General features: G+C 62.0%; 18 protein-coding genes. 9 read left to right on the top strand and 9 right to left on the bottom strand.

Annotated elements, in window-relative coordinates:
* Nucleotides 1-30 precede the first annotated feature (30 nt).
* Both AC3WJW_RS23850 and AC3WJW_RS23855 read left to right on the top strand, forming a co-directional pair.
* Complete coding sequence (locus AC3WJW_RS23850) at nt 31-816, top strand: SDR family oxidoreductase (RefSeq protein ID WP_493727635.1); 786 nt, start codon at nt 31-33, stop codon at nt 814-816.
* Nucleotides 817-1035: 219 nt separating this feature from the next.
* Nucleotides 1036-1455 (top strand): organic hydroperoxide resistance protein, encoded by a 420-nt coding sequence (locus tag AC3WJW_RS23855; protein ID WP_493727636.1) that lies wholly within the window; start codon nt 1036-1038, stop codon nt 1453-1455.
* Between the two features lie 190 nt (nt 1456-1645).
* Here AC3WJW_RS23855 and AC3WJW_RS23860 read toward each other — a convergent pair whose 3' ends face one another.
* Both AC3WJW_RS23860 and AC3WJW_RS23865 read right to left on the bottom strand, forming a co-directional pair.
* Nucleotides 1646-2098: a cupin domain-containing protein gene (locus AC3WJW_RS23860; protein ID WP_428607257.1), complete on the bottom strand. Its 453-nt coding sequence runs from the start codon at nt 2096-2098 to the stop codon at nt 1646-1648.
* A gap of 163 nt (nt 2099-2261) precedes the next feature.
* Nucleotides 2262-2756: a winged helix-turn-helix transcriptional regulator gene (locus AC3WJW_RS23865; protein WP_493727637.1), complete on the bottom strand. Its 495-nt coding sequence runs from the start codon at nt 2754-2756 to the stop codon at nt 2262-2264.
* A gap of 99 nt (nt 2757-2855) precedes the next feature.
* Here AC3WJW_RS23865 and AC3WJW_RS23870 point away from each other — a divergent pair, with 99 nt between their 5' ends.
* Nucleotides 2856-3488 (top strand): cysteine hydrolase family protein, encoded by a 633-nt coding sequence (locus AC3WJW_RS23870; RefSeq protein ID WP_218504160.1) that lies wholly within the window; start codon nt 2856-2858, stop codon nt 3486-3488.
* Nucleotides 3488-5053 carry an aldehyde dehydrogenase (NADP(+)) gene (locus AC3WJW_RS23875; protein ID WP_493727650.1) on the top strand — a complete coding sequence of 522 codons (1566 nt, stop codon included), beginning with the start codon at nt 3488-3490 and terminating at the stop codon, nt 5051-5053. The genes AC3WJW_RS23870 and AC3WJW_RS23875 overlap by 1 nt, the downstream gene beginning before the upstream one ends.
* Before the next feature lie 744 nt (nt 5054-5797).
* Here the strand turns inward: AC3WJW_RS23875 and AC3WJW_RS23880 are convergent.
* From AC3WJW_RS23880 to AC3WJW_RS23895, 4 genes are all read right to left on the bottom strand, one after another.
* The gene (locus tag AC3WJW_RS23880; protein WP_493727638.1) at nt 5798-7216 is read right to left on the bottom strand and encodes an efflux transporter outer membrane subunit; all 1419 of its coding nucleotides are present in this window, start codon (nt 7214-7216) and stop codon (nt 5798-5800) included.
* The gene (locus AC3WJW_RS23885) at nt 7216-10407 is read right to left on the bottom strand and encodes an efflux RND transporter permease subunit (RefSeq protein WP_493727639.1); all 3192 of its coding nucleotides are present in this window, start codon (nt 10405-10407) and stop codon (nt 7216-7218) included. Before AC3WJW_RS23885 ends, AC3WJW_RS23880 begins: the two co-directional genes overlap by 1 nt.
* Nucleotides 10408-10419: 12 nt before the next feature.
* Nucleotides 10420-11661 (bottom strand): multidrug efflux RND transporter periplasmic adaptor subunit MexE, encoded by a 1242-nt coding sequence (gene mexE / locus AC3WJW_RS23890; RefSeq protein ID WP_429398528.1) that lies wholly within the window; start codon nt 11659-11661, stop codon nt 10420-10422.
* Between the two features lie 453 nt (nt 11662-12114).
* The gene (locus tag AC3WJW_RS23895) at nt 12115-12408 is read right to left on the bottom strand and encodes a LysR family transcriptional regulator (protein WP_493727640.1); all 294 of its coding nucleotides are present in this window, start codon (nt 12406-12408) and stop codon (nt 12115-12117) included.
* A gap of 127 nt (nt 12409-12535) precedes the next feature.
* On the opposite strand from AC3WJW_RS23895, the gene AC3WJW_RS23900 reads away from it, so the two are divergent.
* Entirely contained in the window at nt 12536-13102 is a 567-nt protein-coding gene (locus AC3WJW_RS23900) for a TetR/AcrR family transcriptional regulator (protein ID WP_493727641.1), read from the top strand.
* Nucleotides 13103-13156: 54 nt separating this feature from the next.
* Here AC3WJW_RS23900 and katG read toward each other — a convergent pair whose 3' ends face one another.
* Nucleotides 13157-15412, bottom strand: a complete 2256-nt coding sequence (gene katG / locus AC3WJW_RS23905) for a catalase/peroxidase HPI (RefSeq protein WP_493727642.1) — start codon at nt 15410-15412, stop codon at nt 13157-13159.
* Nucleotides 15413-15720: 308 nt separating this feature from the next.
* Between katG and AC3WJW_RS23910 the strand changes: the two genes are divergently transcribed.
* Nucleotides 15721-15879 (top strand): hypothetical protein, encoded by a 159-nt coding sequence (locus tag AC3WJW_RS23910; RefSeq protein ID WP_493727643.1) that lies wholly within the window; start codon nt 15721-15723, stop codon nt 15877-15879.
* Nucleotides 15880-15994: 115 nt separating this feature from the next.
* Here the strand turns inward: AC3WJW_RS23910 and AC3WJW_RS23915 are convergent, their stop codons facing one another.
* Nucleotides 15995-16192: a YbdD/YjiX family protein gene (locus AC3WJW_RS23915; protein WP_493727644.1), complete on the bottom strand. Its 198-nt coding sequence runs from the start codon at nt 16190-16192 to the stop codon at nt 15995-15997.
* A gap of 14 nt (nt 16193-16206) precedes the next feature.
* The gene (locus AC3WJW_RS23920) at nt 16207-18264 is read right to left on the bottom strand and encodes a carbon starvation CstA family protein (RefSeq protein ID WP_102702207.1); all 2058 of its coding nucleotides are present in this window, start codon (nt 18262-18264) and stop codon (nt 16207-16209) included.
* A 367-nt stretch (nt 18265-18631) separates the two neighbouring features.
* Between AC3WJW_RS23920 and AC3WJW_RS23925 the strand changes: the two genes are divergently transcribed.
* The 3 genes from AC3WJW_RS23925 (at nt 18632) to AC3WJW_RS23935 (ending at nt 21424) form a co-directional block, all read left to right on the top strand.
* Nucleotides 18632-19996, top strand: a complete 1365-nt coding sequence (locus AC3WJW_RS23925) for a cache domain-containing protein (RefSeq protein WP_493727645.1) — start codon at nt 18632-18634, stop codon at nt 19994-19996.
* 34 nt (nt 19997-20030) lie between these two features.
* Nucleotides 20031-20663: a response regulator gene (locus AC3WJW_RS23930; protein WP_007970873.1), complete on the top strand. Its 633-nt coding sequence runs from the start codon at nt 20031-20033 to the stop codon at nt 20661-20663.
* Between the two features lie 242 nt (nt 20664-20905).
* Complete coding sequence (locus AC3WJW_RS23935; protein WP_493727646.1) at nt 20906-21424, top strand: phage infection protein; 519 nt, start codon at nt 20906-20908, stop codon at nt 21422-21424.
* Nucleotides 21425-21724: the final 300 nt, after the last annotated feature.

Below are 21724 nucleotides of genomic sequence, written 5' to 3' on the forward strand. Positions count from 1 at the left end.
GTTGCATTATAAAACCACAGGAAGACTCCCATGAAACTGGCTGGAAAAACGGCATTCATCACCGGCGGCAACAGCGGCCTTGGCTTGGCCACCGCAAAACTGTTCATCGCTGAAGGCGCGAAGGTGGCCATTACCGGCCGCAGCCAAAAAACCCTGGACGAAGCCCGGGCGGCACTGGGCCCGAACCTGCTTGCAATCCAGGCCGACCTTGGCGACGTGAAAGCAATCGAGCGCGCCGTGGCGCAGGCCGTCGAAGCGTTCGGCAAACTGGACATCGTGTTCGCCAATGCGGGCGTGGCCGCACTGACGCCGGTCGGCAGCACCACCCTCGAGGCGTTCCAGACCATCATCCAGACCAACCTCACCGGCACCTTTTTCACCGTGCAGGCGGCTGCACCTCACCTCAACCCTGGCGCCTCGATCATTTTGAATGGATCGGTACACGCCACCATGGGCTGGCCCGGCTACAGCGCTTACGCCGCAACCAAAGGCGCCGTGCGCTCCATGACCCGCGTCATGGCCGCTGAATTTGCTCCCCGGGGCATCCGCGTCAACCAGATCACCCCCGGCGCCGCGCGCACCCCGGTGTGGAACCCGTTGGCCTCCAGTTCGGCGCAAATGGACGCGCTGGAGCAGAAGCTGATCACCACCATCCCGCTTGGCCGCATCGGCGAGGCTGAAGAAGTCGCCACCGTCGCGCTGTTCCTGGCCTCCAGCGACTCGAGCAATGTCGTGGGCGCGGAAATCGTCGTCGACGGCGGCGCCACCGGGTCCCCGCTGGCGGCACCTGCGCACAGGGTGAACTGGGAGGTGTAATCGAACGGACCTTCGTCGGGGATGCTCGTGGGCACTCCCCGGCTGAAGGCATTCAAGCGCTTTGTATCGAACTGTATGTCCCCCCGGCCACCTTACACGGCGATACACATACCCCTGGTTCAGGACATATGGGCAGTACATGGAAGTGAAACAGTGGGGCGCATCGGAAAGCGCAGGTTTTCCGAGCATTCCCGCGACCCACTGACAGGAAATACCACCATGATCAATGCAATCGATACCGTGCTGTACACCGGCAAGACCCACACCACCGGCGGCCGCGACGGTCAGGCGCGCAGCACCGATGGACGCCTGGACATCAAGCTTTCGCCTCCTGGCTCTTCGGGCGCCGGCACCAATCCTGAGCAACTGCTGGCGGCGGGTTGGTCGGCCTGTTTCATCGGGGCGATGGGCAAGGCGTGCGTCGCGCTGAAAGTGGCCTTGCCGAGCGACGTTGCGGTGGATGCCGAAATCGATCTGGGCAAGTCCGAAAACGCTTTCTTCCTTCAAGCCCGCCTGAATGTCAGCCTGCCGGGCCTGGACCCGGCCATCGCACGCAGCGTGGTGGAACTGGCGCATCAGACTTGCCCGTACTCCAAAGCGACCCGCGGCAATATCGACGTCGAGATCAATCTGGTTTGACCGACGCAAGAAAGCCTGGCCTGACGTCTTGATACCGGTCAGGCCAGGCTTTCTGAACACCACAATCGTTGTTGGTGTTGTTGTTGTGGGAGCGAGCCTGCTCGCGATGGACGTTAACGATAACGCGTGTTTCCTGGTTAAACACAGCGCTCTCGAGACCATCGCGAGCAGGCTCGCTCCTACAGTTCATCTACTCCTTCAGGATCAGCAGCGGCTGGCCTTTCCTGGCGATGTAGGTGGCCAGTTCCGAGGCCTTGTCCTGGCCCACGTTCTTCGCCACATGGGCGACGCCTTCGGGGATGTACAACGAATCACCGGCCTTGAGCGTCACCGGTGCCCGCCCTTCCAGCTGATACTCGAAGGTGCCGCTGATCACGTGCGCCACTTCTACGCCAGGGTGAGCGTGTTTGGGTGATGTCACGCCCGGGTCGAAGTCCACGAGCACCTGAGTGACTTCGCGGTCGGCGGCGCCCAGATCTTCGCGTACCAGATCGGTGCGATGCAGGCCCTGCTGCCAGCTTTTCATCGCCGGGGCCGCCTGTGTTTCCTGGGCTTGAGAGAGACTCGCGAAGGCAGCGAGCCCTGCAGCGGTCAGAACCAGACCCAGCTTGCCGATGGTGTGACGGGTGTTGATACGCAACATTGCCTTTCCTCCAGTTGAACCCTGGCCAGCCGCGCCGAAAATGACCCGGTGCCGGTGATTGCATTTGAAGGCCGCCGTGTATCGCCAGGGTGTCTGGAAACCCCGGTTTTGTATGCCCGGGTAACGGCGGGCGTTGCGGATACCTGCCGATACAAACCCGCCGCTAGGCCTTGAACGCTTCGCGCCGGGCGCTGCGTTCGGCGACATAGGCGGCACTCGGTTCACTGATCAGGTCGGCGCGGCGCAAGGGCTGCCCGCAATGGGCGCACAGCGGACCGAGGCCGGCGGGCTCGCCGCAACTGCGGTGGGTATAGACCACCGCCAAACCTTCCCCGGGCGATTTGCACCAGGTTTCGCCCCAGGCCCGCAGCGCCAGCACCACCGAGTAGAACGCGTCGCCCTTTTCCGTGAGGTGATATTCGTAGCGTTTGGGCCGTTCGCTGTAGGCACGTCGCTCCAGGAGCCCGTCGGCCTCCATGCTCTTCAAGCGCGCCGCGACCATTTGCGGCGTACCGCCGGTCTGCGCCTGGATTTCATCGAAGCGATGACTGCCCATGAACAACTCACGCAGCACCAGCACCGTCCAGCGGTCGCCCACGACGGCTTCGGCCCGGGAAATCGGACACAGGGTTTCGGAAACGGTTGTTTTCACCGACATGCGGTATTGCCTCTTGCCTAGTTACTATGATTATCATATCTACGTGAACTGCTGGCAACTACACTTCATCATCCACGGATTATCTTGCGGAGCACCGCCATGTCCAACGCCACCTACCCTCTTGATCGGACGGCCTACCTGCTGGTCGACCCCTACAACGATTTTCTGTCGGAAGGCGGAAAGATCTACCCCTTGATCGAGCCCATTGCCAAGGGCGTCGGCCTGCTCGACAACCTGCGCACGCTTGATCGCACCGTTCGCGGGCTCGACATTCCGGTGGTCATCGTACCGCACCACCGCTGGGAAAAAGGCGACTACGAAAACTGGGATCACCCAAGCCCCACCCAGTGCAAGATCATGCACATGCACCACTTCGCACGCGGGGAATGGGGCGGCGAATGGCACCCCGACTTCGCGCCGCAGGACGGCGACATCATCGTTCAGGAACATTGGGGTTCCAGCGGCTTTGCCAATACCGACCTTGATTTTCGCCTCAAGCAAAAGGGTATCACCCACGTGATCATCGTCGGCCTGCTGGCCAACACCTGCATCGAGGCCACCGCCCGTTACGCTCAGGAGCTCGGCTATCACGTCACCCTGGTACGCGACGCGACCGCGGCCTTCAAGCCCGAGATGATGCATTCGGCCCATGAGCTGAACGGCCCGACCTTCGCTCACGCCATCCTGACCACCGATGAACTGGTTGCCGCACTGGCACAGGCAGGTGCGTGATGCAGTTGACCGGCAACCTGCTGATCGGCGCCCGTGATGTCGGCGCCAGCGAAGGCACCCTGAAGGCGCTCAATCCCGCGACCAACCGGCCGATTGAACCGGCGTTTGCGCTGGGCAGCGTGGCCGATGTCGACCGGGCGGCGACCCTGGCCGATGAAGCATTCGATGTGTACAGCCATACCTCGCTCGCCGTGCGGGCGGCGTTTCTCGAACGCATCGCCGACAACCTCGACCGCGTTCGCGCGGCGCTGGCGGCACGGGCCGCCCTGGAAACCGGCGTGCCTGAGGCGCAACTGGAAGGCGAGGCAATCAAGGCGGCCACCCAGTTCCGCCAGTTCGCCGATGTGGTGCGCAAGGGGCGTTTCCTGCAACTGGCCATCGACCCGGCGCAACCCGAGCGCCAGCCACGCCCGCGCATGGATCATCGCCTGCAAAAAATCGCCATCGGCCCGGTGGCGATTTTCGGTGCGAGCAACTTCCCCATCGCCTATTCGGTGGCCGGTGGTGATACCGCGTCGGCGCTGGCGGCGGGATCGACCGTCATTCTCAAGGCGCACAACGCGCATCCCGGCGCCTCGGAAATCCAGGCCCGGGCGATCCGCCAGGCGGTGCAAGACAGCGGATTGCCCGAAGGCGTGTTCTCCATGGTGCGTGGCAGCGGCAATGCCATCGGCGAAGCGCTGGTCGATCATCCGCTGATCAAGGCCGTGACCTTCACCGGTTCCGAACAGGGTGGCATGGCGCTGTATCGGCGTGCGCAATTGCGTCCCGAGCCGATTCCGGTCTTCGCCGAAATGACCAGCGTCAACCCGACCTTCATCCTGCCCCAGGCACTCGCCGAACGCGGCGCGGCGATTGGCGATGGCTTTGTCGAACGCATGCTGGTCAACGTCGGGCAAGCCTGCCTCAAGCCAGCGATCCTGCTGGCCGTCGAGGGCGCAGGGTTTGCAGCACTGCGCCACGCCATGAGCCAACGCGTGAGCGCAGCACCGGCGCGCACGATGCTGACACCGGGCATCCATGGGGCCTATCTGAACGGGCTGCGCACCCTGGAAAACGCCGGCGCCCGCCTCGTCGCCGTGGGCTCGACATCCACCGCTGAAGTCGACGGCCGTTCGGCGCTGTTCGAAGTCGATGGCGAACATTTTCTCGCCGAGCCGGCGCTTTCCCAGGAGGTATTCGGCCCGTCCGCGCTGCTGGTGAAGGTCCGGGATGAAGCAGAGCTGTTGCGGGTAGCCCGCTCCTTCAAGGGGCAACTCAGCGCGACCCTGCACCTTGAACAGGACGACCTGCCACTGGCCCGTCGCCTGCTGCCAACCCTGGAGCGACGCACCGGGCGCATCGTGGTCAACGCCTTCGCCCATCCGCAGGAAGTGTGTTTTGCCACCGTGCATGGCGGGCCGTTTCCGGCCACCTCGGACAGTCGCTTCACCTCGGTGGGCATGACCGCCATCGAGCGCTTCCTGCGCCCGGTGGCTTACCAGGGGTTTCCGGATGAGTTGCTGCCGGAGGTTTTGCGTGAGGGCAATCCCTTGGGGTTGCCGCGTCTTGTCGACGGTCATTAACGCCATACCACCAACCCTGTAGGAGCGAGCTTGCTCGCGATGGTCGTCAACGATAACGCGTGCTTGCTGGTTAAGCGCGGTGCACTTGAGTCCATCGCGAGCAAGCTCGCTCCTACAGGTGAACACTCGTTCTGTGGCGAGGGAGCTTGCTCCCGCTGGGGCGCGAAGCGGCCCCCAGGTCTTCACCTGAAAAGCAGGGCCTGCTTCGCAGTCCAGCGGGAGCAAGCTCCCTCGCCACGGGTTGTGTGTTGCTCGCTCAGTTGTTTTTCGCGAGCCGGGTGTCGCCGCTGTCCCATCCGGCCACCTCGGACAGTCGCTTTACCTCAGTGGGCATGACCGCCATCGAGCGCTTCCTGCGCCCGGGGGTTGCCACGTCTTGTGGACGGTCATTGAACGAAAATGCATCTCCGGCCACCGCTGACTGCAGGATCGAGACAGCTCCTACATTGGTGTTGTTGGGCCAAACACGGTTCTTTTGCCCACTGAAAATCCCTGTGGGAGCGGGCTTGCCCGCGAAGGCGTCGGCACAGCCAACATCATCGGTAGTTGAACTACCGCTTTCGCGGGCAAGCCCGCTCCCACAGTAGATTCGGTAGTTCACAAATACTGCGTACACCCACTAACCCTGTGGGAGCGAGCTTGCTCGCGATGATCTCAAGATCACCGCGCTTAGCCAGCAAGCACGCGTTTTCGTTAACGTCCATCGCGAGCAAGCTCGCTCCTACAAAAGCAACAACGGGTTTGTCAGTTGTTTTTCGCGAGCCGGGTGTCGCCGCTGTCCCATCCGCCGCCCAGGGATTTGTAGATCGCCACAATGGCCCGGTACTGGTCGGTTTCACCCAGTGCCTGGGCATCTTCGGCGTTCAGGCGCTCGCGTTGTGCGTCGAGCAACACCAGGTAGTCCACCACCCCTTCCTTGTATTGGGTCGCCGCCAGGTCGGCCGCGGCACGGCTCGACTCACTTTGCTTGATCAGCGACAGCAGGCGTTGCTGGCGCTTGCCGTAGTCGCTGAAGGCGTTTTCCGACTCTTCCAGGGCGAGCAGCACCTGTTGCTCATAGGTTGCCAACGCACCCTCGGCCTCGGCGTTTGCGCCGCGAATGCGCGCCCGCACACTGCCCAGGTCAAACGCGGCCCAGGTGATGCTCGGGCCCAGGCTCCAGGCGCGGGCGGCGCTGGAGCCGATCTGCGAACCACGCCCCGCGATGAACCCCAGGAATCCGCTCAGGCTCACCCGTGGAAACAGGTCGGCGGTGGCCACCCCGACATCCGCCGTTGAAGCCGCCAGGCGGCGCTCTGCCGCGCGCACATCCGGGCGCCGCTGCAACAGCTCGCCGGGATCACCCACCGGCAACGCCTTGGCGATGGCCGGCAAGTCCTTCGGACTCAAGTCGATGCCCAGGGTGTCCGGGCGTTCACCCAGCAGCGTGGCGATGCGGTTTTTGTGGTGCACCTGCTCCGCCTGCAGTTGCGGCACGCTCGCTTCGACGGCCGCCAGGCGGGCATCGGCACGCACCACGTCGAGTTCATTGCCCACGCCCGCGTCACGCAGGCTCACCGTCACGCTGCGCGATTCGCTCTGGTTCTTCAGGTTGGCCAGGGCGATTTTTTCCCGCAGTTGCGCACCCCGCAGCTGACCATAGGCATCCACCAGCTCGGCGATCATGCTCACCCGCAGTTGGTACAGGTCCGCCGCCGTGGCGTCTTCCCGGGCATCGCTGGATTCCAGTTCGCGCTGGATGCGCCCGAACAGGTCGATCTCCCAGGCCATGTCCAGGCCAAGGTCGTAGCGATCGGTGTTGACCCTACTCTCGGTCAGACCCGGCACCTGCGACTTGCCCTGCTGGCTGCTGACCCGGCTGGTGACCACCGGCAGGTTGTCGTTGCTGATGTCATCGCGGATGGCCCGCGCGGCTTTCCAGCGGGCGAAGGCCACGCGCAGATCGCGGTTGCCATTGAGGGCTTTACCGACCAGCTGATTCAACGTGGGGTCATCGAATTGCTGCCACCACACCGTTTCGAAACGCGTTTGATCGTAGTTGGCCCCTTGGGCCGAGACGACATGGGCCGGCGCCGTGTCCGGGGTCTTGTAATCCGGCCCGACGGTGCAGGCGGCCAACGCGGTGACCAGCAGGCTCGGTAAAAACAGCTTGAAAGCGTTCATCAGTGTGCCTCCGGATCGATGACCTTGAGCGAGTGAGCGCGGGCTTCCTGGCGCGCGGCTTTACGTTCGATGTAGCGACGGATAAGGACGTAGAACACCGGTGTCAGCAACAGACCGAAGAAGGTCACCCCGAGCATCCCGGAGAACACGGCAACCCCCATGGCCCGACGCATCTCGGAACCGGCGCCGGTGGACGTCACCAGCGGGATGACGCCCATGATGAACGCGAACGACGTCATCAGGATCGGGCGCAGACGCTGCCGGCAGGCTTCGAGAACAGCGTCCAGCGGCGACAGGCCCTGGTCCTGTTTGTCCTTGGCGAACTCGACGATCAGGATCGCGTTCTTGCACGCCAGCCCCACCAGCACGATCAAGCCGATCTGGGTGAAGATGTTGTTGTCGCCCTTGGAGATGATCACCCCGGCAATCGCCGACAGCAGGGTCATCGGCACGATCAGGATCACCGCCAGCGGCAGGCTCCAGCTTTCATACAGGGCCGCCAACACCAGGAACGCCAGCAGGACGCAGAGCGGGAACACCAGCAACGCGGTGTTGCCGGAGAGGATCTGCTGGTAGGTCAGGTCGGTCCATTCGTAGGTCATGCCGTTGGGCAGCTCTTGCTTCAACAGCTTTTCAATCGCCGCCTGCGCCTGGCCGGAGCTGTAGCCCGGGGCCGCGCTGCCGTTGATTTCTGCGGTGACGAAACCGTTGTAGTGCGAGACCCGGTCCGGCCCCGACGTCGGGCTGACCTTGACGAAGGTGGCCAGTGGAATCATCTCTCCACGGTCGTTGCGCACCTTCAACTGACCGATCTGCTCCGGCTCCTGGCGGAACTGTTGCTCCGCCTGGACGTTGACCTGATAGGTACGGCCAAAACGGTTGAAGTCGTTGGCGTACAGCGACCCCAGGTACACCTGCAGCGTGTCGAAAATATCGTTGATCGCCACGCCGTGGGTCTTGGCTTTTTCGCGATCGATGGCGGCTTCGACCTGCGGCACATTCACCGTGTAGCTGGTGAACAGGTTGGCCAGTTCCGGCACGCTGCGGCTCTTGCCGATGATGTTCATGGTCTCTTTGTACAGCTCGTCGTACCCCAGGTTGCCGCGGTCTTCGATCTGCAGGCGGAAGCCACCAATGGTGCCCAGGCCTTGCACCGGTGGCGGCGGGAACACCGCGATGTAGGCGTCTTGAATGCCACCGAACTTGGCGTTCAGCGAAGCGGAAATCGCTCCGGCGGACAGGCTCGGACTTTTGCGTTCATCGAAAGCGCTCAAGCCGATGAAGGCAATACCGGCGTTCGGGCTGTTGGTGAAACCGTTGATCGACAGGCCCGGGAAGGCCACAGCGCTGTCGAAGCCCGGTTCGTTCATGGCGATGGTGCTCATGCGGCGGATCACCGACTCGGTGCGATCCAGGCTGGCCGCATCCGGCAGTTGCGCGAAGGTCACCAGGTACTTTTTGTCCTGGGTCGGCACGAACCCGGTCGGCGTGGTGCTGAAGCCCATGTAGGTCAGGGCGATCAGGCCGGCATAGACCAGCAACGCCACGCTGCTGCCACGGATGACCTTGGACACGGTCCCGACATACCCATTGCCGGCCTTTTCGAACAGCCGGTTGAAGGGCTTGAACAGCCAGCCACCGAACAGGCGATCCAGAATCCTCGAAAAGCGGTCCTTGGGTGCGCTGTGGGACTTGAGCAGAACCGCCGCCAATGCTGGCGACAAGGTCAGCGAGTTGAACGCAGAGATCACCGTGGAGATCGCGATCGTCAGGGCGAACTGTTTGTAGAACTGCCCCGTCAGGCCGGAAATGAACGCCGCCGGGACGAACACCGCGCACAACACCAACGCCGTGGCGATGATCGGGCCGGTCACCTCGCCCATGGCTTTTTGGGTCGCTTCAACCGGATCGAGCCCCGTCTCGATATTGCGCTCGACGTTCTCCACCACGACGATCGCATCGTCGACCACGATGCCGATGGCCAATACCAGGCCGAACAGCGACAAGGCATTGAGCGAAAAACCGAACAGGTGCATCACGGCAAAGGTACCGATCAACGACACCGGTACGGCGACCAGCGGAATGATCGAGGCGCGCCAGGTTTGCAGGAACAGGATCACCACCAGCACCACGAGGATCAGCGCTTCGAACAGCGTATGGACCACCGCCTCGATCGAGCTGCGCACGAAGATGGTCGGGTCGTAGACGATCTCGTAGTCCATGCCCTCGGGGAAGCTCTTTTTCAGCTCGGCCATCTTCGCCCGCACCTGATCGGAAACGTCGATGGCATTGGAACCCGGGCGCTGGAAGATCGGCATCGCCACCGCTTCCTGGTTGTTGAGCAAGGCGCGCAAGGCGTACTGGTTGGAGCCGAGTTCAATCCGCGCAATGTCCTTGAGGCGGGTGATTTCGCCGTCCGCACCACTGCGGACGATCACGTTCTCGAACTCTTCTTCGGTGACCAGGCGGCCCTGGGAGTTGATCGACATCTGGAAGCTGGTGGCGTTGGGCGCAGGCGGTGAACCCAGTTGACCGGCCGCCACTTGACGGTTCTGTTCACGCACCGCATTGACCACGTCGGTGGCGGTCAGGTTGCGTGACGCGGTCTTGTTCGGGTCGAGCCAGATACGCAGCGAGTAGTCGCCGATACCGAACATCTTCACGTCACCGATTCCGTTCAGGCGCGACAGCTCATCCTTGACGTTGAGGATCGCGTAGTTGGACAGGTACAGCATGTCGTAGCGCTTGTCCGGCGAGGTCAGGTGCACCACCATCGTCAGCTCGGGCGACGCCTTGTCCACGGTGATACCGATGCGCGTCACTTCCTCGGGAAGCTTCGGCTCGGTGCGGGTCACGCGGTTCTGTACCTGTACCTGGGCGTTGTCCAGATCGGTGCCCAGGGCGAAGGTCACGGTGAGCGTGAGTCGACCATCGGCCGTCGACTGCGAGGACATGTACAGCATGTTCTCCACGCCGGTGATGGCTTGCTCCAGGGGCGCGGCCACGGTTTCACCGATGACCTTGGGGTTGGCCCCCGGATAGTTGGCGTGAACGACGACAGTGGGTGGCACCACTTCCGGGTACTCGCTGATCGGCAACTGGAACAGCGCGATGGCGCCGGCAATCAGGATCAGCAGCGAGAGCACGGCGGCAAAGATCGGCCGCGTGATAAAGAACCGGGAGAACTTCATGGCAGTGTTCCTTTATCCGCGAGGCGAAACGGCGGCATCGGTTTTCACCAGTGCCGGGGACGGAGCGACGGGCTGATTACCCGCCTCGACGGCCTGCCGCTGACGGGCCAGGTTGGCGACGGTTTGCGCATCGGCCATTGGCGCGTCCTGAGGCGCGACCACCGCGCCGGGACGAACCCGTTGCAGGCCGTTGATGACGATCCGGTCGTCTTTTTGCAAACCGCTGCGCACGATGCGCAAGCCTTCGAGCTTCGGCCCCAGATCGACACTGCGGTACACGGCCTTGTTGTCCTGGTCGATCACCAGCACGAATCGCTTGCCAAGGTCAGTGCCCACGGCCTCGTCCTTGATCAGCAGGCCGGCATAGGCCGCGCTGCCCACCAGTTTCAACCGGGCATACAGGCCCGGGGTGTATTGACCGTCGGCGTTGTCGAACACCGCGCGGCCACGGATGGTGCCGGTCTTGGGATTGACCTGGTTGTCGACGAAGTTCATCTGCCCCAGATGGCTATTGCCCTCCTCGTTCGACAGGCCCATGTACACCGGCGTGGACTGACTGCGCCGGCCTTCACGGGAGAGCTGGCCGTACTTGAGGAACAGGCGTTCGTCGGCATCGAAATAGGCGTAGACCTTGTCGGTGGAGACCACGCTGGTCAGCGCCGAGGTGTCGGCGGTGACGATGTTGCCGGCGGTGATTTCGGCACGACTGACCCGGCCGCTGATCGGCGCAGTGACGCGGGTGAAGCTCAGGTTCAGGCGTGCCAGATCCAGCTGCGCCTGAACCGAATCGACACCGGCCTTGGCTTCCTGGGCCGTGGTGCTGCGCGTGTCGGCCAGTTCCGCAGAAATGGCATTGCTGCTCAGCAGGCGCTGGCCGCGTTGCGCTTCGTTGGCGCTTCGAACCAGCGCGGCGCGAGCTTGTTGCAACTGCGCTTCGAGGCGGTGCACTTCGTGTTCGAACGGACGTGGATCGATCTGGAACAGCAGATCCCCTTTCTTGACCGACTCGCCATCGGTGAAGGCGACACGATCGATCTGCCCCGAAACCCGCGGACGCACCACGACGGTTTCCGGCGCTTCCAGACGGGCGGTGACCTCGTCCCATTCGGTAATGGGTTGCTCAAGCACTTTGGCGACGGTGACAGAAGGCGCACCCGGCGCCTTGGCGGCATCGGGCGCGTGACCGCAGGCCGTGATGGCCGCCAGGGTCAGGGCAGCAAGGGGATAACGCAAAGGTTTGAGTGACTGTTCCATGGGGGTGTCCGCCAGACGGTTTAAGGGTTGGAGAATTCTCGGCCGCACAAGGGGCAGCGACGAATCGAATGGAGTGAACTTGGGTATCACCATTAATGATGACCATCATGTATAAGCACAAAAAAAAGGTTTTTCACGCAATACGGGGAAACTGCAGGAGCCAGCTTGCTGGCGATGAACGCCAGTACGCCGCGCTCATCCAGCTAACCCGCGTTATCGTTGACGACCATCGCTGGCAGGCCAGCTCCCACAGGGGACCGTGCCCACGGAAAAACTGTGGGAGCCAGCCTGCTGGCGATGGACGCCAGTGCGCCGCGTTCATCCAGCTTCCACGCGTTATCGTTAACGACCATCGCTGGCAAGCCAGCTCCCACAGGGGACCGTGCCCACGCTGAAACCTTGCTGGCGATGGACTCCAGTGCGCCGTGTTTATTCGGTTCGCACGCCTATGAATCAGCAGGTTTTTTCATTACAAGCCGTCAAACTGACGACGGAACAAATGGAGTCCAGTGCCGGCCCGAGCGTTTGCGCCACCTGCAAGGCTCGGGTGGTCGGTTCCATTTTGTGGCCAATGCGTTTAAACAGAGGGTCGTTGAACAACGTGCGCAGACGAGCCAATGCGCCGCTGACCGCCGGTTGGCCCAGGGACAGTCTTTTTGCGGCCCGAGTGACGTTGCGCTCCTGAATGAGCGCCTCGAAAACCACCAGCAGATTGAGGTCGATATTGCGCAGATCATTACGTTTCATGGGTCAGCACCCTGTGAGGTGTTTTTCCTGCAAGGCCATTGCCGCGAATTTATATTACGACCATCATTAATACCAGCCCTTCAGCAAAAAATTGCCATGGCGCCCATCGGAAGACAGGACTCCACTCATGAAAGTGACGAAAGACAAGGCAGCGGCCAACAAGGAAGCGATCCTCGGCGCGGCCTCGAGGATGTACCGGGAAAAAGGCATCGACGGCATCGGGATCGGCGAACTGTCCCGCTCGGTGGGCCTGACCCACGGCGGCTTTTACGGACAGTTCCCAGGTGGCAAAGAGCAGTTGGCGTCGGAGGCTGTGAGCCGTACGTTCGAAACCAACATCGACGACTGGCGAGCGGCCAAATCCATCCCCGAACTGCTCAAGAGGTACTTGAGCCAAAGCCACATGGCCAACTGGACCGAAGGCTGCCCGATCCCTGCCCTGGCGGCCGATGTCGCGCGCAACGGCGGTGCCGTCAGCCGCTCGTTCACCCAAGGCGTGCAGACCCTGATCGAAACGCTGATGCCATTGGTCAACGGCGAAACCGATGATGAAAAGCACCAGGAAGCCTTGCGCATCCTGTCATCGATTACCGGGGCGATACTGATCGCCAGAGCCCTGGACAACCCGCGATTGTCGCAGCAGTTCCTGCAATCGGTGATCGATGCCTGGTCTGTCGGTGCTGAACAACAGTAGAAGGGCTTGCCGCGACCGGGTCCAAGCAGGTCGCGGCAAGTTCAGGCTTTATGATTACGCCAGATCGAATCGGTCCAGGTTCATGACTTTGGTCCACGCAGCCACGAAGTCCTTGACGAACTTCTGCTGCGCATCGGCGCTGGCATAGACTTCGGCCAGCGCACGCAGCTGCGCGTTCGAACCGAAGACCAGGTCAACCCGGGTGCCCGTCCACTTCACCGCACCGGTTTTGCGGTCACGCCCTTCAAACTCCTGCTGGGCATCCGACACCGGCTTCCACTCCACGCCCATGTCCAGCAGGTTGGTGAAGAAGTCATTGGTCAGCGTTTCCGGCCGTTGGGTGAACACACCGTGTTTGCTCTGGCCGACGTTGGTGTTCAACACCCGCAGGCCACCCAGCAGTACCGTCATTTCCGGTGCGCTGAGCGTCAGCAGTTGTGCCTTGTCGATCAGCAAGGATTCGGCCGGCACGCGGTACTGGGTTTTCAGGTAGTTACGGAAGCCGTCGGCAATCGGTTCAAGGAAACCGAAGGACTCGACATCGGTCTGTTCCTGGCTGGCGTCCGTGCGTCCTGGGCTGAACGGCACCGTCACACTGTGGCCGGCGTTTTTTGCCGCCTGTTCGACACCCGCGCCACCGGCGAGCACGATCAGGTCGGCCAGGGAGATTTTCTTGCCGCCACTGTTGAACTCCTTCTGGATGCCTTCAAGTTTGGCCAGCACGTTGGCCAGTTGCTCCGGCTGGTTGGCCGGCCAGGACTTCTGCGGCGCCAGGCGCAGGCGCCCGCCGTTGGCACCACCGCGCTTGTCTGAGCCACGGAAGCTGGACGCTGCGGCCCACGCCGTCGATACCAGCTGCGACACCGACAGGCCGGACGCCAGCACCTTGCTTTTCAGGCCTGCCACATCGCTGTCATTCACCAGCGGATGATCGACGGCAGGAATCGGGTCTTGCCACAGCAGTTCCTCGCCCGGCATTTCCGGACCGAGGTAGCGCGAGAGCGGGCCCATGTCACGGTGAATGAGTTTGTACCAGGCGCGCGCGAAGGCATCGGCCAGTTGATCGGGGTTGGCCAGGAAGCGTCGGGCGATCGGTTCGTAGATCGGGTCGAAACGCAGGGCCAGGTCCGAGGTCAGCATGGTCGGATCACGACGTTTGGACGGATCAAAGGCATCCGGAATGATCCCGGCACCGGCACCGTTCTTCGGTTTCCACTGATGGGCGCCGGCCGGGCTCTTGGTCAGTTCCCAGTCGAAACCGAACAGGTTTTCCAGGTAGTTGTTGCTCCATTTGGTTGGCGTGGTGGTCCAGGTCACTTCCAGGCCACTGGTGATGGTATCGGCCCCTTTGCCGGTGCCGAATGTGCTCTTCCAGCCCAGGCCTTGCAGCTCCAGGCCGGCAGCTTCCGGTTCCGCCCCGACGTGGTCGGCAGGCCCGGCGCCGTGGGTCTTGCCGAAGGCGTGGCCACCGGCGATCAACGCCACGGTTTCCTCGTCGTTCATCGCCATGCGGCCGAAGGTTTCGCGGATGTCCTTGGCCGAGGCAACCGGGTCCGGTTCCCCTTCCGGGCCTTCCGGGTTCACATAGATCAGGCCCATCTGCACCGCGGCGAGGGGGTTTTCCAGATTGCGGCCATTTTCGGTACGGCTGTCCTCGTTTCTGCCAGGCTCAGCCACCAAGGGCACATCGCCGGGTTTCTGCACCGGTTTGTCTTCTTTTCCGTAACGCGAGTCACCGCCCAGCCATTTGCTTTCGGAACCCCAGTAAACGTCTTCGTCCGGTTCCCAGACATCCGCGCGGCCACCGGAAAAACCAAACGTCTTGAAGCCCATGGACTCCAGGGCGACGTTGCCGGTGAGGACGATCAGGTCGGCCCAGGAGATTTTGTTGCCGTACTTTTGCTTGATCGGCCAGAGCAGACGGCGGGCCTTGTCGAGGCTGACGTTGTCCGGCCAGCTGTTGAGCGGTGCAAAGCGTTGCTGGCCGGAGCCGGCGCCGCCCCGGCCGTCACCGGTACGATAGGTGCCTGCGGCGTGCCAGGACATGCGGATGAAGAGAGGCCCATAGTGACCGAAGTCCGCCGGCCACCAGTCCTGGGAGTCGGTCATCAGCGCAGTCAGGTCATTTTTCAGCGCCTGGAAGTCAAGGCTCTTGAAGGCTTCGGCATAGTTGAAGTCGCCCCCCAACGGGTCAGACTTGGGCGAGTGTTGACTCAGGATCTTCAGGTTCAGTTGGTTCGGCCACCAGTCGCGGTTCGTCGTGCCACCGCCAGCGGCGTGATTGAACGGGCATTTCGATTCAGTTGACATGGCATCTCCTCTTGATTTTGTTTTCAGCTAACCACCCTTGAGCGTGGATCCGGATCACCGATTGATGAAATAGCTTTTCGGTATGGGATCCATAGCCTTGAGGCTATGACAGCCCCGCGATCAGTCGCTCCAGACCATCCATTAAAGTACCGGTCGGGGAAACTGTCGCTTCATCCGTGGAGATAGCTGATAAACAGCGCAAATCAGTCACGCGATGCAAGATCATCAACACCTGCCACAATGGATTAATACTATTGCTACAGGGACGTCGGCGATCGGAAGGATCGTTTTGCGCGAGAGGTTTCGCCATGTACGTGAAAGCCATTGTCATCTGGGTAGTGCTGGCGATCATCGTCGTCGCCGTGCTCTGTCGCCTGGTGCATAACGCCAAGGTCGCCGACCGGGCACTCAAGATCGCCAAGCCGGATCATCAGCCTCACGGGAGAAAGAATGACAAGGCCCCTTGACTGACCCGGGGCAACAGGGACGGCGACGATTCGGATCGCCGCGGGGCCTCCATCACTCGGGACTTTGCTCCAGGCAATAAAAAACCGGCCTTTCAGCCGGTTTTTTATTGTTCACTCAACAGCACTTGGGTCCGGCTTTACTGCCGTAACGGGCCTCCTGGCGCTCGCGGAAGAACGCCTCGTAGTCCATCACCGGTTTGTCCGGGTGCTTGGCCTGCATGTGCTCGACGTAGTTGTCGTAGTCGGGCATGCCGACCATCAGGCGCGCGGCCTGACCGAGGTATTTGCCCAGGCGACTCAGGTCATTGAACATGCTGCCCTCCTCGCCTATGCATTCGGCAGCGCCTGGAATGGCGCTTCTTTATCCGTGCGCTCCTTGCTGCCCCAGGCGGCGATACCGACCTTGAGCGCGAAGAACAGGATGCTGAACACCACGAACAGGAACAGCGCAGTCAGCGTCGCGTTGGTGTAGGCGTTGAAGATCACGTGTTGCATCTGCTCGATGCTCTTGGCCGGGGCCAGCACCTGACCATTGGCCAGGGCATCGCTGTACTTCTTCGCCAGGGCGAGGAAGCCGATCGCCGGATTGGCATCGAACAGCTTGATGAAGCCGGCGGTGGTGGTGCAGATCAGCAACCACACAGCCGGCAGCAAGGTGACCCAGGCATAACGCTGGCGCTTCATCTTGATCAGCACCACGGTGCCGAGCATCAGCGCGATACCGGCCAGCATCTGGTTGGAGATACCGAACAGCGGCCACAAGGTGTTGATGCCGCCCAGCGGGTCGATCACGCCCTGGTACAGCAGATAACCCCACATGGCCACGCAACCGGCGGTGGCGATCAGGTTGGCGGTCCAGGATTCGGTGCGGCGCAGGGCCGGCACGAACGAGCCGAGCAAATCCTGGAGCATGAAGCGCCCGGCACGGGTGCCGGCGTCGACTGCGGTCAGGATGAACAGCGCTTCGAACAGGATCGCGAAGTGGTACCAGAACGCCATGGTGTTCTCGCCCGGCAACAGCTGGTGCAGGATCTGCGCGATCCCCACCGCCAGGGTCGGCGCACCGCCGGCACGGGCCAGGATGGTGGTTTCCCCGATGTCGTGGGCCACCGCTTGCAACGCTTCCGGTGTGATCGCAAAGCCCCAGCTGCTGACGGTTTGCGCAACGGCCACCGCATCGGCGCCGACCACGGCCGCCGGGCTGTTCATGGCGAAGTACACGCCCGGATCGATCACCGACGCCGCGACCATCGCCATGATGGCCACGAAGGATTCCATCAGCATGCCGCCGTAACCGATGTAACGGGCATGCCCCTCATTGGCGAGCAACTTCGGCGTGGTGCCGGAAGCGATCAGCGCATGGAAGCCCGACACCGCGCCACAGGCGATGGTGATGAACAGGAACGGGAACAGACCGCCCTTCCAGACCGGGCCGGTACCGTCGATGAATTGGGTCAGGGCCGGCATTTTCAGCTCGGGCATGGTCACCAGGATGCCGATGGCCAGGGCGACGATGGTGCCGATTTTCAGGAAGGTCGACAGGTAGTCACGGGGCGCCAGGATCAGCCACACCGGCAACACGGCGGCAACGAAACCGTAGCCGATCAGCATCCAGGTGATCTGGATACCGGTAAAGGTAAAGGCCTTGGCCCACACCGGATCCGCGGCAATCTGCCCGCCGAGCCAGATCGAACCGAGCAGCAACAGCACGCCGATCACCGAGATCTCACCGATGCGACCCGGGCGGATGTAGCGCATGTAGATGCCCATGAACATCGCGATCGGAATGGTCGCCATCACCGTGAAGATCCCCCACGGGCTCTCGGCCAGGGCCTTGACCACGATCAGCGCCAGCACCGCAAGGATGATGATCATGATCAGGAAGCAGCCGAACAGCGCGATGGTGCCGGGGATGCGGCCCATTTCCTCACGGACCATGTCGCCCAGGGAGCGACCGTTGCGGCGGGTGGACATGAACAGGACCATGAAGTCCTGCACGGCACCGGCCAGCACCACGCCGGCGATCAGCCACAGGGTGCCGGGCAGGTAGCCCATCTGCGCCGCCAGTACCGGACCGACCAGCGGACCTGCACCGGCAATGGCCGCGAAGTGGTGACCGAACAGCACGTGTTTGTTGGTCGGCACATAGTCCAGACCGTCGTTATTGAGCACAGCCGGCGTGGCCCGAGTAGGATCGAGCTGCATCACTTTGTTGGCGATGAACAGGCTGTAGTAGCGGTAGGCAACGAGGTAGATGGCGACGGCTGCGACTACGATCCACAGGGCGTTGATCGCTTCGCCGCGGCGCAGGGCCACGACACTCAGCGCAATCGCTCCCAGGACAGCCACGGCAAACCAGGCGAGGTGTTTAGCCAGACGGGGCATAGCGTGTCTCCTGCCGACAGCCAGTGACTGCGGCGGTAATTTTTATAATTGTGTCCGCGGTGCGGAGCTGGCCCAATATCTGCGCATGCCGTCCACAAATAAATCCGCGTTACTACGTACGTGGCGTCTACGTAGTTCTACGTAGATCCGTGGCTGTCCACTCATCAAATGTGGGAGCGAGCCTGCTCGCGAAGGCATTCTGTCATTCAACATCGATGTCGACTGATACACCGCCTTCGCGAGCAGGCTCGCTCCCACAGGTTCGGCATTTCAACTGAATGACCTCACCCGCCAATGGTCATTCCGTCCAACAAGGCTGTGTATCTTTGGCATATGATCCCCAGCCTTCGCGCGGGCAGGAGTCAATATGCAGCTCAAACACAAAATCGTCGCCCTCGGGATTCTGCCGCTGGTGCTGGCCATTGCCGTCATCTGCGCGCTGGTGATTTCCCTCAACCGCCAATTGGGCGATCAACAGGCGCAGTTGATCGAAGACAGCATTCTGGCGAGCAAACGCGCGGAACTGAAAAACTACGTGGAAATGGCCCAGAGCCTGATCGCCCCGCTGTACGACGACGGCCATGGCGACGCCCGCGCCCAGCAACAAGTGCTGGAAGAACTGCGCAAGCTCAGCTTCGGCATCAACGGCTACTTCTTCGTCTACGACCACGAAGGCCGCAGCCTGATGCATGCGCGCCAGTCGGACCTGGTGGGCCAGTACCTGTGGGACATGAAGGATCCACACGGCCTGCCGGTGATTCAGGCGCTGCTGAAAAGCGCGCAATCGGGCGAAGGCTTCCAACGCTACGCCTGGAACAAGCCCTCCTCCGGCCAGGTGACCGACAAGCTCGCCTACGTGGTGATGCTCGACCGCTGGGGCTGGATGCTCGGCACCGGCATCTACCTCGAAGACGTCGAGCGCGCCACCCAGCAGGCCCGTGCCGAAGTGGCCATGGGCATCCGCAAGACCATGATGGCGATTGCCGTGGTCGCACTGGTCGCGGTGCTGTTCGTCTTCGCCACCGGCATGACCCTCAACGTCAGCGAGCATCGCCTGGCGGACAAGAAACTGCAGCGCCTGACCCAGCGCATCGTCAGCCTGCAGGAGGAGGAACGATCCCGGGTGTCCCGCGAGTTGCACGACGGCGTCAGCCAGGTGTTGGTCTCGATCAAGTTCCAGTTCGAACTGGCCAGCCACCTGCTGGAAAGCGGAAAAGCCCGGGACAAGGGCTTGAACACCTTGAAGGACGCCACCGAACGCCTGGGCGATGCCATCGGTGAAGTCCGCAGCCTCTCCCATGACCTGCGCTCATCCTTGCTCGACACCCTCGGCCTGCCAGCGGCCATCGGCCAATTGGCGGCGGAATTCGAGCAGCGCAGCGGGCTGACCGTGACCTACGACGAAAATGAATTCGACTGCCAACTGGTCGATGGCGCAGCGGTGTCGCTGTTCCGCATCGTCCAGGAAGGCCTGACCAATATCGAACGCCACGCCCAGGCGAAGCACGTGTCCATTACACTGCGCGGCTGCGACGAGTCCGTGCGGCTGACGCTGGTCGATGACGGCATCGGTTTCAACGTCGCCCAGGTCGAACGGCGTCAGGCCGGCATTGGCTTGCGTAACATCCGCGAACGCGTCGAACATTTTGGCGGCCGGTTCGACTTGATCTCGATGCCGGGCAGAAGTGAGCTGGACGTACGACTGCCGATGAAACCCGGCGCAAAACGCTGAGCCGGCCCCACCACTACAAGAGTGAATAGCTGCGATGAACCTGCCCTCCCCGATCCGCATCGCCCTGGTCGACGATCACTCCCTGGTGCGTGACGGCATCAAGGCGCTGCTGGCCGTGATGTCGCCCCTGGAAGTGGTCGGCGAAGCGGAGAACGGCGCCGACGCCATCGACATGGTCGGGCGCTGCCAGCCGGACCTGCTGCTGGTCGACATCAGCCTGCCGGACATGAACGGCCTGGAACTGACCCGCGTGCTGCGCAGCCAGTACCCATCGCTCAAGGTGCTGGTGCTGAGCATGTACGACAATTACGAATACGTCAGCGAGTCGGTGCGCTCAGGCGCCAGCGGCTATGTGCTGAAAAACGCCCCGTCACGGGAAATCATCGCCGCCATCGAAGCCATCACCAGCGGCGGGACCTTCTACAGCGCCGACATCGCCCAACGGCTGATCGCCGACAGGAACACCGACAACGAACTGACCCCGAGGGAAAGCCAGGTGCTGTCGAAGATGGCGCAAGGCTTGAACAACAAGGAAATGGCCCGGGAGCTGGACATCAGCGTGCGCACGGTGGAGACACACCGCTTGAGCATCCGGCGCAAGCTCAACATCGACAAACCGGCGGCGCTGGTCAAATACGCCATCGATCACGGCCTCATTTCCCGCTAACCCTCCGCCCACTGTGGCCACTGCAAAAACCTGTGGGAGCGAGCCTGCTCGCGAAGGCGTTGTATCAGTCACCATCAACATCGACTGACACACCGCCTTCGTCGGAACGCCGCCCGGAGCAAGCCCGCTCCCCACCATTGACTGCATCAATAGTCACCATCAACTCAATGAAGTTCTCATAAAAAATCCACGGCGTAACATCTGCTCCATACCAACCCATAAGCACCCCGGAGCACACGATCATGAAACGCCAGACCCTCCTGAGCATCGCTTTCTCGGTTTTCGCAGTTAACGCTTTCGCCGCTACCTCTGCTCAACCTGTGGTCGCTGAAGGCGGCTCGGATCGTCTGATTGAAAGCCGTGTGGCCGAGGGTGGTTCCGATCGCCTGATCGAAAACCGCGTCGCCGCCGATGGCTCCGACAAGTTGATGGAGAACCGCGTGGCTGAAGGCGGTTCCGACAAACTGCTGCAGAACCGCATCGCCGAAGGTGGCTCTGACAAACTGCTGCAGAACCGCGTGGCTGAAGGTGGCTCCGACAAACTGCTGCAGAACCGCGTTGCTGAAGGTGGTTCGGACAAACTGCTGCAGAATCGCGTTGCCGAAGGTGGCTCTGACAAACTGCTGCAGAACCGCGTCGCTGAAGGTGGTTCCGACAAACTGATGCAGAACCGCGTTGCCGAAGGTGGCTCTGACAAACTGCTGCAGAACCGCGTTGCTGAAGGTGGCTCGGATCGTCTGATCCAGAATCGTGCGGCATAACTAATCGCCGCACCACAACGCCCAACAAAAAACCCGGCCTGATCAGCCGGGTTTTTTCATGTTTTTTTTGAAGGCTTTCACTGGCTTGGAGGTCACTTCATTTTCTGCGTGGGCACGTTCCCTTGTGGGAGCTGGCTTGCCAGCGATGGTCGTTAACGATAACGCGTGGAAGCTGGATGAACACGGCCCCCTGTAGGAGCTGGCTTGCCAGCGATGGTCGTTAACGATAACGCGGGTGAACGGGATGAACGCGGCGCACTGGAGTCCATCGCCAGCAAGCTGGCTCCTACAGTAGTTTCA

It is taken from the genome of Pseudomonas sp. GW821-FHT07G06 (assembly GCF_058986625.1).

Coding starts and splice junctions, on each gene's coding strand:
- AC3WJW_RS23850 (WP_493727635.1), top strand. CDS start 31: ATGAAACTGGCTGGAAAAACGGCATTCATCACCGGCGGCAACAGCGGC.
- AC3WJW_RS23855 (WP_493727636.1), top strand. CDS start 1,036: ATGATCAATGCAATCGATACCGTGCTGTACACCGGCAAGACCCACACC.
- AC3WJW_RS23860 (WP_428607257.1), bottom strand. CDS start 2,098: ATGTTGCGTATCAACACCCGTCACACCATCGGCAAGCTGGGTCTGGTT.
- AC3WJW_RS23865 (WP_493727637.1), bottom strand. CDS start 2,756: ATGTCGGTGAAAACAACCGTTTCCGAAACCCTGTGTCCGATTTCCCGG.
- AC3WJW_RS23870 (WP_218504160.1), top strand. CDS start 2,856: ATGTCCAACGCCACCTACCCTCTTGATCGGACGGCCTACCTGCTGGTC.
- AC3WJW_RS23875 (WP_493727650.1), top strand. CDS start 3,488: ATGCAGTTGACCGGCAACCTGCTGATCGGCGCCCGTGATGTCGGCGCC.
- AC3WJW_RS23880 (WP_493727638.1), bottom strand. CDS start 7,216: ATGAACGCTTTCAAGCTGTTTTTACCGAGCCTGCTGGTCACCGCGTTG.
- AC3WJW_RS23885 (WP_493727639.1), bottom strand. CDS start 10,407: ATGAAGTTCTCCCGGTTCTTTATCACGCGGCCGATCTTTGCCGCCGTG.
- mexE (WP_429398528.1), bottom strand. CDS start 11,661: ATGGAACAGTCACTCAAACCTTTGCGTTATCCCCTTGCTGCCCTGACC.
- AC3WJW_RS23895 (WP_493727640.1), bottom strand. CDS start 12,408: ATGAAACGTAATGATCTGCGCAATATCGACCTCAATCTGCTGGTGGTT.
- AC3WJW_RS23900 (WP_493727641.1), top strand. CDS start 12,536: ATGAAAGTGACGAAAGACAAGGCAGCGGCCAACAAGGAAGCGATCCTC.
- katG (WP_493727642.1), bottom strand. CDS start 15,412: ATGTCAACTGAATCGAAATGCCCGTTCAATCACGCCGCTGGCGGTGGC.
- AC3WJW_RS23910 (WP_493727643.1), top strand. CDS start 15,721: ATGTACGTGAAAGCCATTGTCATCTGGGTAGTGCTGGCGATCATCGTC.
- AC3WJW_RS23915 (WP_493727644.1), bottom strand. CDS start 16,192: ATGTTCAATGACCTGAGTCGCCTGGGCAAATACCTCGGTCAGGCCGCG.
- AC3WJW_RS23920 (WP_102702207.1), bottom strand. CDS start 18,264: ATGCCCCGTCTGGCTAAACACCTCGCCTGGTTTGCCGTGGCTGTCCTG.
- AC3WJW_RS23925 (WP_493727645.1), top strand. CDS start 18,632: ATGCAGCTCAAACACAAAATCGTCGCCCTCGGGATTCTGCCGCTGGTG.
- AC3WJW_RS23930 (WP_007970873.1), top strand. CDS start 20,031: ATGAACCTGCCCTCCCCGATCCGCATCGCCCTGGTCGACGATCACTCC.
- AC3WJW_RS23935 (WP_493727646.1), top strand. CDS start 20,906: ATGAAACGCCAGACCCTCCTGAGCATCGCTTTCTCGGTTTTCGCAGTT.